This is a genomic window from Bifidobacterium catenulatum PV20-2, from assembly GCF_000800455.1.
Classification (GTDB): Bacteria; Actinomycetota; Actinomycetes; order Actinomycetales; family Bifidobacteriaceae; genus Bifidobacterium; species Bifidobacterium kashiwanohense_A.
Genome location: NZ_CP007456.1, coordinates 1,945,192 through 1,961,562, shown reverse-complemented (window position 1 = coordinate 1,961,562; position 16,371 = coordinate 1,945,192). Strand labels below are relative to the sequence as shown.

Genomic DNA, 16,371 nt, shown 5'->3' with positions numbered 1-16,371 from the left:
TTCAGCTGAACAATGAAGACATTATCCGCACCAGCGGTAACACCACTCCGGAGATTCCGCTCAGCCTCTGACGATTTATTCGCAATCGAATAAAGGATTGCAGCGTGAAGCTTAAATCTTCTTTCGTTACGCACAACACTGATGCCGAGCATGTCATGATTTCGGTTGACTCGCAGGCTTTTTCTGGACTGGTGCGCAGCAATAGTACCGCGGCGTACATTGTGGAGATGCTCAAGGCGGGTGCCACGGAAAGCCAGCTGGTTGGCGCATGCTTGGAAAGGTATGAGGTTGACGAGCTGGAAGCCCAAGCGGGCGTAGCATACGTGCTTGAAATGTTGCGTGCTATTGACGCGCTCGATGAGTGAGCATGCCAATAGCCTCGGCATAGAGGATTATCTACGGCGATATGGCATGCTGACGTACCGTTTTCAGGGCGTCAGCATGTTGCCGTTATTGCGGCAGGGGCGAGATGACGTCACCATTCGGCTGTGTGCCGAGGCGGACATTCCGAAGCTTAAACGGGGTGATGTCATACTGTTCAAAGACTATCGGGGTGCTTATATTCTGCACCGCATCGTACATGTCGAAGAGCATGAGATCATTACTCGTGGCGATAATTGCGCATATTCGGACCAACCTATTCAGTCCAGCCAGGTGCTTGGAATACTGACCGGCTATACCCATAACGGTCGCGAGCGTACGGTTGAAGACCGTTCATATCGTGCGTATTCGCGATATATCGCTATGACCACCCCCGTAAGATTGGTGTACAAACGAGCATGCATACGTCTGATAGAGCTGGCGAGGGCAATGCAAACGAGATTCAACGGCTAGCCGGTACTGAGGCTCCGGCGCGCACCTTGCGTTGGATTTGGCGTACGTCCAAGAAACGTGCTCCATTGGTGGCTGTGCTTGCGTTGGCGCAAGTGCTGATTGGTTTGTCCGGCGTATGCATGGCTTTCTTGCTTAAAGAGCTTATTGATTATGCCGTTGCGGCCAATACGCATAGTTTCATCGAAATGGCGTTTGCCTTGGTGGCGTTGGTCGTGTTGCAGGCGGTGTTGCAGGCCGTTGATCGCTATGCCAGCGAACTGACCCGAGCCTCGTTGGAGAACGCGTACAAAAACAGACTGGTGAATGCGGCTTTGCTGGGTGATTATGAATGTGTTTCTGCAGTGCATTCAGGGGAGTGGATGAACCGTCTCACCAATGATGCGCAAGTGGTGGCGAATGGCGTGGCGGAAATCATTCCCGGAGTGCTCAGTATGGTCGCCAAGCTGGCGGGGGCCATGGCATTACTGGCTTTTATGCTGCCGCAGTTGGCATTGCTGCTGGTTATAGGTGGTTTGGCGGTGGTGGCCGCCTCCTACGTGTTCCGAAAAACATTGAAGAAATTGCATAGGCGTATTCAGGAAGCGGATGGCCGATTCCGCATACTGGTTATGGAATGCCTGTCGAATCTTGCAGTGATTCGTGCTTTTTCAAAAGAGCGGGATATGGTTTTTGAAACAGGGCAGGCTATGGATGTCCATAAATGTGCGCGTATGCAGCGCAACCGGTTTTGGAACATGTGCAATATCGGCTTTTCCCTGGCTATTAACGGTGCCTATGTTATTGGCGCGATTTGGTGCGGATGGGGTATTATGCAGGGCGTGCTTTCTTACGGTACTTTTGTTGCCGTAGTGCAATTGGTTTCGCAGATTCAGTCGCCGATCGCCAACATCAGTTCGTATGTGCCACGATTTTATGCCATGACGGCCAGTGCGGAACGACTGATGGAACTTGAATATGATTGTCATGTGGAAATCGTTGAAAAGCGATATTTTCCCGGAAATAATCCGAATAATCCAAATGTTTTAGATAATCAAGATAATTCAGATAATCAAGATAGTTGGTTTGATGAAGGAACGTTCAATGAAACATGCGATTTTGATCAACTATGCCTGAATGATGTCACGTTCGCGTATCATCCACTGCAAGACCAGTCGAACGGCGGCTTGCGGGTGCTGAATCATTTCACAATGACGGTTCGTAAAGAGGAATGTGCGGTTCTGGTGGGGGCCAGCGGAGCGGGAAAATCAACCATACTTAAACTGTTGCTTGGACTGTATCATCCGGAACATGGAACATGCCAGGCGGTGCTCAATAACGGGTTAGCGGCACCCTTGGATAGGGGAACACGGCAGTGGTTCGCTTATGTTCCGCAAGGCAATGGACTGATGCAAGGCACGATTCGAGCATGCCTGGCATTCGGAGACGCGCAAGCCATGAAAGATCAGGAGCGGCTTGATCAGGCATTATGGGTGGCCTGTGCCGAAGATTTCGTGCAGCAGCTGCCGCACGGCATGGACACTGAGCTGGGTGAGCATGGCTCGGGCCTTTCCGAAGGTCAGATGCAACGACTGGCCATCGCCCGATCCGTATTCAGCGGACGCCGTGTACTACTGCTTGATGAATGCACCAGCGCATTGGACGAATCTACTGAACGGGAAGTGCTGAGCCGCTTGAAGCAGTTGGAAGGCAGAACCATCATCATGGTCACTCATAGGCCAGCGGCGCTTGCCTTGGCTGACCAGGTGATACATGTTTAATGCTTGCGAATCGTTGATAGTTCACTCAACATTTTCTTCCAACGAGGGGGAGCAATCAGGAAGCGTGCCATGCGGAAAACCCACACGGCAGGATACAACACCGGCCATGTGCGCAGAACGGGTATCCATTCGGCCATGTCGCTCAGCGGCGGAAAAAGACGCTTCCACACGTAGATAAAACGGATCTTCCGGTCGGTCGCACTGCCGTCCGTCTGTTTCCTGATATTGTCAAGCTTGTTGAGAATCTGCTGTTGGATGGTGCCATACGTGTTCGCCAAAGCCATCGCCTGCAGCAATCGGTTATCCTGCTCCTGAAGATCATGGGAAACAAGCACTTTTCCGTCAAGGAAAAGTTGGGCCACGCGACGAAACTGGGCTTCCAAAACGGCAACGTCAAGCTGTTTGCAGCGCTGTTGAATAAGCTGCCAATCCAAAGTCGATGAAAAACGTTTCAACATGACCATCTCATCAACCAAAGCGCGCACCCCTGTGCCGCTGCCCCAAAGATGCTTTGCGGCATGGCAAATGTGATGCAGATAGAAATCCTCCATCGACATTCGTGCTTCGCATTCGGTGGATTCCATTACGGGAGCCTGTGACAGTGCGTCACGGAAATACCGATGCCATTTCGGATATTTGGATTCTGAAAATAACGAATAATGAGGTTCGAAATTCAGCAACGGCTGTTTCAAATACACGTCATGAACACCATGGTTGAAAGATTCACACATGTAACCTGACGCCTCCATAAACGCGCGCAGTTCATTCGCATGTTGTGAATCGAACCAGAAATCATTATCCGCCATATACCTCATGCCCAAAGCCGGATAATAATCCTTCATCAAGCTGCCTTTGAGCTGGCTATGACGGATGCCCTGCTCATCCAGCCAAGCGAAGATACGATTGCGTTCGGCGTCTAAAAGCAGAGCTCGACGGGAGTAAATGGCCAATGCCTTCTGCCACCGCTCCGACTGTTCCATATGTTCGAGCGGAAGGGCCATGGCCACGCAGCCCAGAATGGATTGTCGGTCAGCGAAATCCCATAAAGCTTCTGAGTCTATACGCTCCAGCCGCTGAGGATCAGCCAAGGTTCCTTTTATGGCGCAGGCACATAGATACAGTGCGTCGCAGGCGATGGTGAGATTCGCGGTGTCGGCTTCCTCGCATTGGTTGGAAGACGATGGTTTCGACATACTGGATTCAGAAGGATTAGACAAAAGACCGGTCTCCGCTCATGGTGGTGTACGATAGCGCCGCCGCATCTAAGGTCGGGGTGCATCCCATACTCCAGACAGGCAATTCGGCAGCCATGCGCATAATCATAGCAAGCGTCTTTTCCAAAGAATCGGCTTCCTTTGGTCTGAACGTCTGTTGCAACAGCAGCGGTAATGACTGTGCGCTGGAAAGGCGGGTCATAGTGTTTTTCGGAGCCTGATGAAGCACGCATATACCCTTGACGGGGGCGTGAATGTTTGTTCCCAACATGTGCTTGCCTCGCCATGGCGTGCCATAGGCCTGAATGGTTCCTGCAGCGCCGGTGTTGAACCGCAGTAATGGCTTGTCGTCGTTGATCATGCGTGCCTGTGACCCGAGTAGTTCGCGCCACAGCCGGGCATGTGTGCTTTTGCCTGTGCCGCTGGGCGCTGTGAAAATGTAGGCTTTCCCGTCGACTTCAATCACGCTGCCGTGGAACAGTATGGCATCATGGTCTGCCATGCATTGTGCTATGGCCCGGTATAAAGCCAAAGTTTCCAGATACGAACTGCTGAAGGCTTCGGCTTGACTGGGGGGCGTGTGCGGTTCGCGTTCGGCTGCGATGTCTTGCTCAGAAATCGTCACATGTTCCACCGGCGTGGCCCCGGGAGTTTCCCATTCGGCACAGTACTCCCTTGTGGATGGGAATTGCACGGTCGCCGAAATGGGAACTTCCACAAGCGTGAGCGTGAACCGTTGCATACGCGCCTTTCGATCAGTTTTTGCGATTAGTACTGGTGGTTTCCGCTCAGTACTGGTAGTTGACCTCGTTAGTCATTTTGCCGGATGGTGTCTGATCGATGGTCAGGTCGTTTTCGGCCTTCGGCGAGGTGGTCACGTCGAAATCGAAAGTCACGCTTTCCCCGGGGGCGATATAAGCCACGTTGGTGACCAGTTTTTGACCATCCATCACAGCATTGCTTTGATCTCGCACGTCTCCGGATGAGGTGATCTCGCTGATGGAACCGCCCTTCGGCGCGTAAAACAGCATACGCTGCGCAGACGTTCCCGGAGCCGCAACAGGCTTACCCGTTACACCCGCCTGCTCGCCGCCCAGAATATAGCCGGTGCAGGTGGCCATCTCGCTGGAAGTCAGCGTATTGGTCAACGTGTAGGTGACATGGTAGGTTTTCGACCCATCGGCATTCTGACCGGTTTTGGTAATCTGCGTCTTACGGTCGATATACCATCCCAACTTCGACGGATTCTGTTCGTTGAGGTAAATGCCCACTTCCGGATCGGTCTCGCTGTCTGGAGTGCCCTTGGCGAGTCCGGCACCTTGGAAATATTTGGCTTCATCATCATGGAACGTGTATGCGTAGAAATGACGGTTCTTAGTTAATTCGCCGATGCTTTGAGCCACCTTCATCATCTTGGCGATGTCCATGTTGCTGAAGGCGTTATTCATGATGGTGGAGGCGATGTATTCGAAATACGTGTCTTGTAGAGATACAGGAACTTCCTTATAGATGGTGTTGAGCATGTATTCAGCGGTATTTTCGCCGGTGAGCACAGTACCATCTTCCAACGTCACATTGCCGTTAATCTCTACCATTTTCTGGATGAACACCGGATCGATAGATACGATACCGTCAACATCGCAAGCATATTGGGAACGCTGCCAAGCTTCATTCATCATTTCCGCATTGCGGGCGATGTCTGGCACCGCGAACGTATCGCGAATATCGAAGGAGAATCCCAGGGGCCCCTTGAACACGGTATGTTCCGAAGCATTGCCATTACTGCCGTTAATGAAGTCTCCATTGTGATGGAACTCACCGACCTGAATTTGTCCATGATCGGTCTGCAACGTACCCATGGAGCCCACCAGTCCGCCGCCGGAACGTTGTTCGGAAGTGGTCTGCGCCACCAGCAGATACGTTCGGGCACCGTTCTGTCCTAAGAAGGAGGGGAGCATCTGTAGCGCATTGTTCACTTGCTCCACCATGTCCGTAACCTTGGTGAACTGGCTGCGACTCTGCGAATATGCCTTCTTCACCATGCCGATACGTGGTTCAGGCAGATTGCTGAGCTTCGAATTCAGCGACTTCACCTGCTTGCTTACCGAAGAGAAGTCGTCTTGCGCATCCACAATGGGCTGAAGATTCAGCTGGCCATTCTCACCGCTGATCTGCGCGTTCGCAAGCTGTTGTACCACATCGGTGAGTGACGGCAGTGTTTGTTGCACCAAATCATCCACCACCTGCGTCATGCCTTGCACGTTGGTAACGTCACCGCCCACAATCGGCATCTTCGACAGCATGTTCCACAGTGTTCCATTGGCAATATCTCTTGCCGCGGCGGTATGGGTCCGCGCCTGCTTGATCGCGGCATCCGACGCCTGCGCATCCTTCAACGTATTGACGTCGGCGATGGCCGAAAGAGACGAGATCGCCTGCTCCTCGTGAGCTTTGACTTCCTTCGCCTGCTTGTAGAAATTCAGACCGACGACGCCTCCGGCAATGACCAGCAGGATGAGCAGTGCCGCAATAACAAGCAATGTATTGCGAAGCTTGTGAGAACGGGCGGCGTGAGTGCTCGCATGTTGAGACATTAATCCCCCTCTGTTAGGTGTTCCAGCTTTTTATCATGGCACATTCGTATGGATAAATAGTGAAAAAAGCGATTGCTGCCTGATAAAACCGACTCTATTTCTAGGGGGTAGAGTAGCATTTCTTAAGGTTTTTGACATACGGAGATGAGGGGTTCAGTGACTTCCGCAGAGAACACTAACGTCCAGCAGGTTGCCGTTGAAGATGATTCTGAAGACGGCATCACGCTGATGGATTTGATGCGTATCATTCGCAAGCATCTGGTCACCGCGGCCATCGTATTTGTGATGGTTTTCGCCGGGGTGACTGCGTACACCTTCTTGGTTCCGCCGAAGTATACCGCCACGGCTCAGGCCATGGCTACGTACAATGCATCCCAGGGGGATGATGCGGGCATTAGCCAGCAGTACACGGGTGGCACGTACATCGCTGGCCAGATCACGTCGTATACAACGTTGGCAACCACCGAAACCGTACTTGAGCCGGTCATCAAGGATCTTGGACTGGATACTTCGGTGAAGAGTCTGGCCGAGCAACTGACTGTCACCAATCCTACGGACACCGCGTTCGTGAACATTTCCGCGGAAGACGGTGACGCGCAGCAGGCATCCGACATTGCCAATGCGGTGGCAGTGTCTATGCAGAACGTGATTCAAAACGATCTGTATTCCGCGGCAGATAAGTCTCCGGTGAAGATTTCCATCGTGCAGAGGGCGCGTGTGCCTGAAAGCCCGAGCTCGCCGAATAAGCCGCTGTATCTGGCGGTCGGCGTGGTCGCAGGTCTGGTGCTTGGAGTGTTCGCCGCACTGCTGAAAGACATGCTGAACACTAAGGTCGAGGAGACTTCCGACGTGCGAAGCTTGGTTGGGGCGTCTTCCTTGGGTTCCGTGCCTCAGGATAATTCCCTAGGTGAGAAGCGCCCAGTGCTCGTCAGCCAGCCTAATGGCCCTATCGCTGAGGAATTCCGCCGTATTCACACCAATATCGAATTTTTGCAGACCGATAAGGTTGCGGGCAAGGGGCAGCTGCTGGTCATTACCAGTGCGCAGCCTTCTGAGGGCAAGACCACCACGTCAATCAACGTGGCTGCGGCCTTGGCTGAAGATGGTGCTCGCGTGCTGCTGGTCGACGCTGATTTGCGCCATCCTTCCGTTGCCCATCATTTGGGTCTTGAAGGTTCTGCCGGTTTGGCGCACGTGCTTTCTGGTCAGATGTCTCCGAAAGATGTGGTGCAGAACTACTGGAAGCCGAATCTGCATATTCTTCCTGCTGGTAAACGCCCGGCGAATGCTGGCGTGCTTCTTGGATCAGACACCATGCGTATTATGGTCGAGCAGGCTTTGACCCAGTATGATTATGTTATTATTGATACCGCTCCGTTGAGTGTTTCCAACGATGGTATCGTGTTCGGACGTTGGGCCAAGGGTCTGGTTCTGGTGACCGGTCGTGGCGTGTGCGAGAAGAAGGAACTTAAGGAGATTTCCGAGTCCTTGCATACAGCCAAGGTTCCGGTGCTTGGTTTCATCTTCAACTATGCCGATCCGAAGAAGACGCATTCCAATTCGAACTACTATTACTACTACTACGAGGATGCTCCGCGGAAGAAAAGCCACAAAAAGTAGCCGCAAGTAGTGTATAAGGCGTGAACGTGAGACCGGAGCGTGAAGCTTCGGTCTCACGCTGTAATAAGGAATCAACATGGGTGACAACAACAATACTGTGCCGAATCTGTCGCATCTTGTTTCGTCGGGAGACTCTTCGGGCTCTCAGGACGAGCAGCAGACCAAGGCGCAGTCGGCTTCCGAGCATGATGTGGTGGATACGTTCTGGGATATTCCGCCGATTACCTTTTCGGAAGTTGAGTCGGCTGTGGAACGTGGCGAGGCATCCGATGCGGCTTATGCGCAGGCTGCAGCCACAAGCATGACTGCTGCCACGTCATCCACCCCGGTGAGTGATGCGCCCACGGTAAACTTTCATGTTGAGGATTTTCCGAATAGTGCAGGAAAACATATTTCTGGTGCTGACAACGATTCCACCCCGTCGTTCGAGCCTGATTCGACGTCTTCTTCGGCCACAACGCTCGATGTTGCACAGTCTTCTGGTGCTTCACCATCTGCTGAATCTGCCGAGAGAACTGTTTCGTTTGCATCTCCGGTAGGGTCGGCCTTTTCTGCGGATTCCACTATGCCGCTTTTTGTGGATTCTCCTGCCTCTGCTTCTACTACCTTCATACCTGAAAGCCTGCCCATGCCAGATGACCTGTCTGATATGGAAAACGATGAGCATGATCCATTGAGGCTTGTTCCGGTTCCGCCAAAGAAGTCACATCGCAAGACAATTATTATTACCGTTGCGATTGTGGCCATAGTGGCGTTGGTTGCCGCGGGCGTTGGATTTGGTGTTTGGCAGCGCCAGCAGTATGACCAGGGACTTGAACGGAACGAACAGCACCGTACCGCGTTGAGCATGTGCAAAAAGTCTTCCAAGGCATATGAGAAGGCTGTGAAGGAACACAAGTCGGCGTTGAAGAACGCTAAATCGTTGCAGAATGTGAAAAGCGATCAGGTTTCGGATGCGAAAACGTTGACCGCGTTGCAGTCTGCAGTGAAAGATGCGCAGAATCTTACGGCGGTGGGGGAGTGCAGTGCTGATTTGAGCAACGCTGAACTTCGCCAGCGCAGTAAAGCCATGAACGAGCAACTGCCTACGTTGCAAAGCCAATCCAAGAACTTGAATGATTCTGCAACAGCCGTTACGAACAGTCAGAAGGCTAAGGAGAAGCAAGACAACGCTGATGCGCTGAAGAAGCTTGAAACAGCCATCAATAATGCGCAGTCACTGCTTGACAATAGCTTGTACCAAGTGGCGGATGATTCCACGCGAGTGACGTTGCAGAGTGCCATTGACCATGCTTTGGAATTGTTCAATGGCAACAGTACCGATACTAATGCCATTAACCAGTCGATAACGGATTTGCAAACCGCATCTGATGATGTGAATGCTTCCATGAACGCGTTGGCTGCGCAGAATCAACAGCAGCAACAGCGGCAACAGAGCAATGCTGGCAATTCATACAACTACCAGTACACGCGGCAGCCTTCCGGCGGATTGACTCCCTCGACTCCTCCTATTACACCTCCTGACAAGAATCCTGGTTCCGGCAGCGGTTCTGGCTCTGGTTCGCAGCCTCCAAGCGGTGGATTGACTCCCTCGGCTCCTATTACACCTCCTGGCAATAATCCTGATTCCGGTAGCGATTCTAGCTCGGGTTCGCAGACTCCAAGCGATCAGGGTGTGCTCTGAACCTTTTCGGGGTCGCTCTTGCCGAGCTTTTGAATTTTCTTCTGCCCTAAGGTGTTATGCACTGGGAAATAGTGGGGTATGACGCGGTTCATGGGGTGTTTGTATCACCTGGATGGATTGCGTCGTTTTTTTGCATGCAATACTGACACATCAGCAAGAAAACTTTCCTATAGTATTTGAATTGTGGTGTATCTTTTACTGTCTATTGTCATTCTTTACTCGTATAAAAATTTCTGGGGAATTGCTGATATGATTGCAATACTACTGATAGAGAGTTAGTTACTCTACTATTTGTCTAGTTTCTTTCGGTAGTGGATTTGCTTTTTATGTAGATTGCGTGAGATAATTTTTCAACGCTGTAATATTGTTATTTTGCTTTTCTTTATCCCTCAAAGCTGAGGGTGGTCTACACGCATTTCGGTGCGTTTGAAATAGTTAATCACCGCTCCATGCAAGGAACGATCATGTATAAGCATGAAAAGCAGGCGGTCGAACGCCTGCAATCAAACCACATCCATATGTTGTCAACGCTTTCGACGGCGATTATCGCGTTTTTCTTGATTATCTCATTATTGGGAACGCTGTTGTTTCCCGTGATAGCGTTCGCAGATGAGCCGCAGCCGGTCGCTCAAGTGGGCAACACGACCTATATGAGCGTGCAAGACGCGATTGACCATACGTCGATGAAGAACAATACGGTCACATTGCTTACCGATACTACGGAAAGCATCACCGTCACCCCACCGAAAGTGGTGCGCGGGATCACGCTCGAATTGAACGGACATGCGCTCAACGCCAGCAATACCACGGCAATTACCGTTCCTGCCAACATGCAGCTCACCATTGTCGGATCGGGCACGGTTGTCGGCGGAGATAATCCCGCAATCGACTGCCGTGGAGCGTTGCAGATTCAAGGTGGAAACTTCACATCGAACACCACGCTCATGCGGTTCGCGGAAACAAACGGCACCTCTGCCGAGGCCAGTATTTCCGCAGGAATATTCACCGCACCAGCACTGATCGGCATGTTGAACGATGCCGAACACCTCGGCCATGTGAGCATTCGCGGCGGTGAATACCATGGCGCAATCCCCGCCGGGCTTGACACGCTTGTGCTCATGGGCGGCTCATTCTCCACTACGGAGAATCTCACACCCTACTTAGCCGACATGGTAGGCCTAATCCCAAACGGCGACGACGGCATGTTTGATATCAGTGAGCTGGCTATTTCAAGTGATTACCCCACGGTAGCACTTGAGCAAGGCTCAACCTTGCAGAATCTAACCAACGACAGTCTGCTAGACCTCACCAGAACCAAACTGAACGGTATTTCCGACTATCGTCTCGTAGCGGATGCCGAGCAACTGCAAGCTCTGAACAAGCAGATCGAGCTCGCGCTGCAGGCAGTCGCCAAGCGAAAAGCGTTTGATGCGGTAAGCCAAACCGTCACCATCACTGCAACACGCAATACTGAAACCGCCGATGGGGGAGCGGACCCGCAATTCCGTACCTCCGGCCATGATGGAATCAGCACGCAAGTAACAGTGAATATCAAATCCATAGCCAAGCCAGAAGAGCCAGACAAGCCGAACGAACCTGGCAAGCCCGCCGAGCCCAAGCAGCCGGACATGCCCCGTACCGGCTCCGCAATCCAAGCGCTCGCCATCATCTCACTGCTGCTGATGATCGCTTCCGCAATTTGCGTATACGCAACGGCCCATCTGCGATCGCCGCGTCTGCACAACTAGCGTTTTCCGTCCTTCTTTGAGCTGTGTGAACGCAAGCGTAAGTAATGCAGGTATGAAACCTTGCTTCCGATCATCGGGACCGATTTTTCAATCCGATGATTGGAAGCAAGGTTCAAGGTCAGCTCCTCGGTCTCAAAGTTTCCAATGGACTAAACACTGGTGGCTTGGTTCCGGGCTTTCTTTGAAGGACGACGTCGTCCATGGCGTACGGGTTCTCGGGTAGGCTCTGTTTTCAGTTTTAATTGCGTTTCTGACAGTTTGCCGGAATCGTACTTCTTGTTGAATTTGATATATTCCGATAGCAAACAGTTTGATAGCGGCAAACTGGTCCAGAAGGTAGTCGCAGCCGCTCTGCGGGTCTTTGTACCACGCCGCGTGTTCATCGATTCGTCTCAGCACAGAGGCTGCTTGGTCTTCTGTGTATCGCCTCATTCCAGCACTCTTGACCAAATTGATATGAGATAGAAGGATGCAGGAAAGATCATGTATTAAAGGATCTGATTGCGCAAGATAAAGAGTCTTCTCCCTTGCCGGGTTGTCTGTCGTGAGAAAAATAGGCATCAAACTATCCAAGACTTTTGTCTTTTTGATGGTGGCCGCTGGTGGGATAAGAAGACAATTATGATGCGAGGCCGCATTGCGGAAGAGCCTTACTCCGTAGAGCAAAGAATACGTCATGTCATAAAACTTGCGATGCTCGAGAAAAGAACTGTAACAACGTATAAGACTGTTCAGAGTGCAAGTCTCCCAGAACAGCCACACTGGTTTTTGATCCAGATACTTATTGATCATTCCTTCCGTATAAACCGATTTTTTGTAATCATCTTCTGGAACAAACGATCTGCCATGTTTGGCATAGTAGAGGTTTTGATCTTTTTCGTAGTCGGCAATTACTTGGTATCCGTCTTCTTGGACTCTTGAAATTAAGTTGTTGAATCGAATGCGCAACGCATGTTCTATATCGCCTGTCATGCGAAGAATCAACATTCTAAGCTTAAAATCGATGGTTGATATATCTTTGAGATAGGCAAAATCCAGCTTGCTGTAGTTGCCTTGTTGATCGCGTTTGAAGTTCTTGTCAAAGGCTTTGATTTTGAAGAAGTAAGTATTGTTTCGTAGGAAAGATTCTGCTTCCGCCTTGGAGCAGAGTTTGAATTCAACACCATGACTTTCTAAAAGATCGCACTGTTCTTTAGTGTTCAAGGCGATCCTATTTTTACTTGCCGATACGTTTGACGCCGATCGCATCGTTTGCGCTCCCTAAGGAAAAAGTGGATAGCCATAACGACTATCCACTTTTGGAGGACCGCTTCACATTCATAAGAATCGGTCGAGTCGCTCCACGTACATATAAGCGAATAATTTACATGAAGAAATCGTTTTTGACAAATCGACACGCCGTAATGGGTGATTCTTTACTACTAAAATCGTGCCTGCGCAAGTCATGTTAGTCTGACAAAATCCGAGTTGCGCAGGTGTGAAACGCGTCTTGTGCGGGCGGGTTGTGGGCGTCTGCACAAGTCACGTTTCACACTGTCGGACGGTCAGCCTGACGACTGGTTCACTTTTCAGTTTCGTCGTCGAACGTGATTTCAGCGTCGGCTTCCTGGTAAAGCTTGATGTTAGTGTTCATGTCGATTTCTTCCACGATCCAGGGTTCACTTTGCAGTTGGCATTGCATCTTGAATTCGTCGAAACGATTACGTCCGTCCATGCCGCGTAACGTCACCACAATGCCGAAACGAAGACCGTCGCCTGCATTCTTCCCGACAATGCCGTTTTCGTCTACGGGAGGGTCGAAACGTTCGGTTTTGCGGATTTTGAAACCCCAGTACGGGATTCCGTGCGAAACGCGTGGTCGGAAACTGCGTTTTTCAATATCGCTGACGTGTTTCACGTTGTCCCATTTGCGATACATTTTCCGAGCCGTATCTTCATAAGTTCGAGCGAAAGGATCTCCTTGTATGTTGTTGTCAAGTGAGTCGATACCGCTTTTCTTCATGCGTCCGAAGTGGAAATCAAGTTCGGTGTCGGTGTAATCCACGCCTTGCCTTTTATCGCATTTTGGAAAATAGCAAAGCGTGGCTCTGGCCATGTATGGGTATTTTCCATCTTTCATTGGCACGGGAATGTTGTAGTTGTATGTTTCGAAAGTGTCGATGGTTCCTTCCAAAACGAATCGTATTTCGTTAGAAGGGGTTTCCAGAATGTCTTCAATTCGGGTGGGGACAATACCATATCCAAGCTTGATATTGTCCGCAGAAATTGGCTCCCAGCCGGAAGCTGCGTCGATAATCAGTGCTTTGGCTGCTTCACGAGAAAGATGCATGACGTGGACCAGATATGCTAGTTTTCGTGTAATCCAAGGCGCGGCAAAGGAGGTTCCTTGTGTGGTCGCCACTCCTTCTGGAGACCACACAGCCATCTCGCCGTAATTGTCTCCACCAAAGTAGGAGATATCTGGTTTCCGGAAGAAATGTAATACCGGTCCCTCTCTGGTATAGCTGGCGGGCTCTCTGAGTATGGAAGTCGCATTGACCACTAAAGCGTTGACGGAATCTGCTGGGGCGCCGATTCGTTTGGGGGTATCTGGGGAATCTTTAGAAGTCTTATTCGTCCCTGCCACTACGAAGATAACGCCGTATTTCTCTTGAAGTTCATCCAGCATTGCGCCTTCGGGGGATATGGTGTTTTCGAGCGCTTCCTCTGTTGATCCGAGGCATAGGTTCCATACGGTGATGTCTTGATTCGTTTCCACGATGTGCCGTATGGATTTCAGAATGCTGAAAGAGCTATTTTTGCCATTTTTAGCGACCGCAAAATGACGTACGCGAAATCTGCCGCAACCGTCTTCCAGAGCAGGATTCAGGGCAGGGCCGTCCACAATGATGGAATCGACTTCCGTGCCATGCTCATAGTCTTCCGGATCGACCCCCAATTGCGGGTCGATCAGATCATCGTGATACTCAACCCAATCGGCAAAATAAGCGGTTTCATCAAATCGCGTGTCAATGACGCCGACAATCGGCTCGTTATGCGGTGGCGGAACGGAAAGGCCATATTCGTTTTGAGAGTCTCGTGTATCCTGCGGATTCTGCTTAGTGCTTGTCTCAACTTTCAGATCCAAGATGTTTTTTTGCGCCATGGCAATCAGATATGGTGCAGTTTCAGCCAGCTTGCTGTACTGTTCTGGCAACAGGTTGATGGTTGTCGGATCGAGCAGACTGGTTGAGATCACATTGATGCCAAGGGAATTCAGCAGTGACACTGTTTGGCTGGCATCTCGCCCAGTATCATATAGCGTCACCAAAGCGCGATACTTCGGATTATTGATTACGGACCTCACGTCGAAATGGTCAACGAAATATATGTCGCGAATAAGCTGTGCGAAAGTTGTTTTGCTTAGTCCTGTGGGCTCGTCGATTTTGTCGAGACCCGCTTTGGTGATTGTGGCAAGTTGTTCGTCGTTGATGGAACCGCCATGATGTTCCAGGATCGTTTTGCACGCTTCCAAGTCAGTAAGCGTCGAATCGATAATATCCATAGTCACGTAATGCGTGATGACGTGACGCATGCGCGTACCGATTTGGCTGGAACCATGTTCGGATCCGTCATAAGTGCTGAGTTTGCTTTCGATTGGCTCAAAGCGTGCGCCAACTATGGAATCATTAGCTCGCTTCCTATGACCGGAAAGAAGTTGTTTGATCCTGTTACTTTTAGCCACAACCTGCCTGTAATGCACTTCAACCAGAGGATTGATAATCGGCGGTTGCTCTCTCCAGTAATCACGTACTGTCTGAAGGCTTGCGATTTTCGCTTCCACATCGCTTACGTCAACTGACTTGCCTACTGGCAGTGCCGGAGCGCCAGGGCGTTGCGCTCGCCGAGTCTGGAGTTTACCTTTGAGTATGAGCGTATTATTCATTGCTGGCTTCCTTGATTTCTCGAGCTACGGTGCTGCGGGATATTCCAGTTAGGATTTCAATCTCACGCAAGGTGAAGTTCTGATCATGCAGTGCATGTATGTCTTGGATGGTTTCAGAGCCATTGGGTACCAAGATGGTGTATAAACGCCGCAAGTAATCGTTTTCGTCGTCGGGTTTACTGAAAGCGATGGATGAGCGGATAATGTTTTTCATTTCTCCTGGGTAGGGGAGTATGCCTGCGTTGGCGAGGATTTTTTTGAACAGTCGCGTATTCTTCCCGATGAACGAGAACTGTTTCGAATATCCGTTCAGGATGCTTACGGCGATGTTAGAGCGATCTTCGCTCGTGTATCTGCCGAAGTCGATTGTGGCGTCGAACCGGCGGATGAAGGCTTTGTCGAATTTGGAGTACAGGTTTGTGGTGGCGAACAGCATGATTTGCTCTGACAGTTCGTCCATTTGACTGAGCAGCATGGATGTTGCTCGCCCCATTTCACGTACGTCTCGGGAGTCGATGCGATCTAATGCGAGGGCGTCGATTTCGTCGAATAGAACAACCATTTGCTCGGGTTGGGGGAATTGGTTGATTTCGTTGAAGAGTTTCGTGATGTTCTTGGCGGTTTGGCCGAGTCTGCTGTCGACGATGGATGCGAAGTCCACTACGTAAAGTTCTCGTTGCAGGAGAGAGGAAATCTGTTTCACGGATTCGGTTTTTCCTGTGCCTGCGGGGCCGTGGAAAAGGAAGCGATGTATGCCGATGTTGCGCCCGATGGCATTGAGCACGCCTTGAATGTCGTTCGCGATGGGTTCCGGCAAGGGGAGTGATGTTCGCACAACTGTTCGCTTTGTGAGAAATGTGGAATCGAGTTCCATGCTTGCGGATTGTGGAACGAGGGTGTTCGCGTTTGAGATAAGCGCGAGGATGTATTCGGATAGTTGGGTGTCTCCGGATTCGGCGAATTCCTTGGCGATATTGTATGCCTGGGTGCGAAAA

12 protein-coding genes are annotated in these 16,371 nt (G+C 50.8%); 6 read left to right on the top strand and 6 right to left on the bottom strand.

Annotated elements, in window-relative coordinates:
• Positions 1-104: 104 nt before the first annotated feature.
• From AH68_RS08445 to AH68_RS10150, 3 genes are read left to right on the top strand one after another with little or no spacing between them, the layout of a single operon-like run.
• The gene (locus tag AH68_RS08445; protein ID WP_039199209.1) at positions 105-365 is read left to right on the top strand and encodes a PqqD family protein; all 261 of its coding nucleotides are present in this window, start codon (positions 105-107) and stop codon (positions 363-365) included.
• Complete coding sequence (locus AH68_RS10790; RefSeq protein WP_158332998.1) at positions 358-834, top strand: S24/S26 family peptidase; 477 nt, start codon at positions 358-360, stop codon at positions 832-834. Before AH68_RS08445 ends, AH68_RS10790 begins: the two co-directional genes overlap by 8 nt.
• Positions 780-2,591 carry an ABC transporter ATP-binding protein gene (locus tag AH68_RS10150; RefSeq protein WP_052189208.1) on the top strand — a complete coding sequence of 604 codons (1,812 nt, stop codon included), beginning with the start codon at positions 780-782 and terminating at the stop codon, positions 2,589-2,591. Before AH68_RS10790 ends, AH68_RS10150 begins: the two co-directional genes overlap by 55 nt.
• Here the strand turns inward: AH68_RS10150 and AH68_RS08430 are convergent.
• The 3 genes from AH68_RS08430 to AH68_RS08420 all read right to left on the bottom strand — a co-directional run bounded on the left by AH68_RS08430 (position 2,588) and on the right by AH68_RS08420 (position 6,399).
• Complete coding sequence (locus AH68_RS08430) at positions 2,588-3,679, bottom strand: nucleotidyltransferase domain-containing protein (protein WP_158332997.1); 1,092 nt, start codon at positions 3,677-3,679, stop codon at positions 2,588-2,590. The two genes, AH68_RS10150 and AH68_RS08430, sit on opposite strands and share 4 nt — an antisense overlap.
• Before the next feature lie 121 nt (positions 3,680-3,800).
• Positions 3,801-4,307: a hypothetical protein gene (locus AH68_RS08425; protein WP_158332996.1), complete on the bottom strand. Its 507-nt coding sequence runs from the start codon at positions 4,305-4,307 to the stop codon at positions 3,801-3,803.
• Positions 4,308-4,593: 286 nt separating this feature from the next.
• The gene (locus tag AH68_RS08420) at positions 4,594-6,399 is read right to left on the bottom strand and encodes a DUF4012 domain-containing protein (RefSeq protein WP_039199206.1); all 1,806 of its coding nucleotides are present in this window, start codon (positions 6,397-6,399) and stop codon (positions 4,594-4,596) included.
• A gap of 219 nt (positions 6,400-6,618) precedes the next feature.
• Between AH68_RS08420 and AH68_RS08415 the strand changes: the two genes are divergently transcribed.
• From AH68_RS08415 to AH68_RS08405, 3 genes are all read left to right on the top strand, one after another.
• Positions 6,619-8,019 (top strand): tyrosine-protein kinase domain-containing protein, encoded by a 1,401-nt coding sequence (locus tag AH68_RS08415; protein WP_236682480.1) that lies wholly within the window; start codon positions 6,619-6,621, stop codon positions 8,017-8,019.
• Positions 8,020-8,095: 76 nt separating this feature from the next.
• Entirely contained in the window at positions 8,096-9,703 is a 1,608-nt protein-coding gene (locus AH68_RS08410) for a hypothetical protein (RefSeq protein ID WP_039199204.1), read from the top strand.
• Positions 9,704-10,167: 464 nt separating this feature from the next.
• Positions 10,168-11,451, top strand: a complete 1,284-nt coding sequence (locus AH68_RS08405; RefSeq protein WP_052189206.1) for a hypothetical protein — start codon at positions 10,168-10,170, stop codon at positions 11,449-11,451.
• A gap of 132 nt (positions 11,452-11,583) precedes the next feature.
• Here the strand turns inward: AH68_RS08405 and AH68_RS10145 are convergent, their stop codons facing one another.
• The 3 genes from AH68_RS10145 to AH68_RS08390 all read right to left on the bottom strand — a co-directional run bounded on the left by AH68_RS10145 (position 11,584) and on the right by AH68_RS08390 (position 16,250).
• Positions 11,584-12,654 (bottom strand): Abi family protein, encoded by a 1,071-nt coding sequence (locus AH68_RS10145; protein ID WP_158332995.1) that lies wholly within the window; start codon positions 12,652-12,654, stop codon positions 11,584-11,586.
• A gap of 358 nt (positions 12,655-13,012) precedes the next feature.
• Positions 13,013-15,376 carry a S8 family peptidase gene (locus AH68_RS08395; protein ID WP_039199203.1) on the bottom strand — a complete coding sequence of 788 codons (2,364 nt, stop codon included), beginning with the start codon at positions 15,374-15,376 and terminating at the stop codon, positions 13,013-13,015.
• The gene (locus tag AH68_RS08390; RefSeq protein WP_236682394.1) at positions 15,369-16,250 is read right to left on the bottom strand and encodes an ATP-binding protein; all 882 of its coding nucleotides are present in this window, start codon (positions 16,248-16,250) and stop codon (positions 15,369-15,371) included. The genes AH68_RS08395 and AH68_RS08390 overlap by 8 nt, the downstream gene beginning before the upstream one ends.
• Positions 16,251-16,371 lie beyond the last annotated feature (121 nt).

Coding starts and splice junctions, on each gene's coding strand:
- AH68_RS08420 (WP_039199206.1), bottom strand. CDS start 6,399: ATGTCTCAACATGCGAGCACTCACGCCGCCCGTTCTCACAAGCTTCGC.
- AH68_RS08390 (WP_236682394.1), bottom strand. CDS start 16,250: ATGGAACTCGATTCCACATTTCTCACAAAGCGAACAGTTGTGCGAACA.
- AH68_RS10790 (WP_158332998.1), top strand. CDS start 358: ATGAGTGAGCATGCCAATAGCCTCGGCATAGAGGATTATCTACGGCGA.
- AH68_RS08395 (WP_039199203.1), bottom strand. CDS start 15,376: ATGAATAATACGCTCATACTCAAAGGTAAACTCCAGACTCGGCGAGCG.
- AH68_RS08410 (WP_039199204.1), top strand. CDS start 8,096: ATGGGTGACAACAACAATACTGTGCCGAATCTGTCGCATCTTGTTTCG.
- AH68_RS08405 (WP_052189206.1), top strand. CDS start 10,168: ATGTATAAGCATGAAAAGCAGGCGGTCGAACGCCTGCAATCAAACCAC.
- AH68_RS10150 (WP_052189208.1), top strand. CDS start 780: ATGCATACGTCTGATAGAGCTGGCGAGGGCAATGCAAACGAGATTCAA.
- AH68_RS08425 (WP_158332996.1), bottom strand. CDS start 4,307: ATGGCAGACCATGATGCCATACTGTTCCACGGCAGCGTGATTGAAGTC.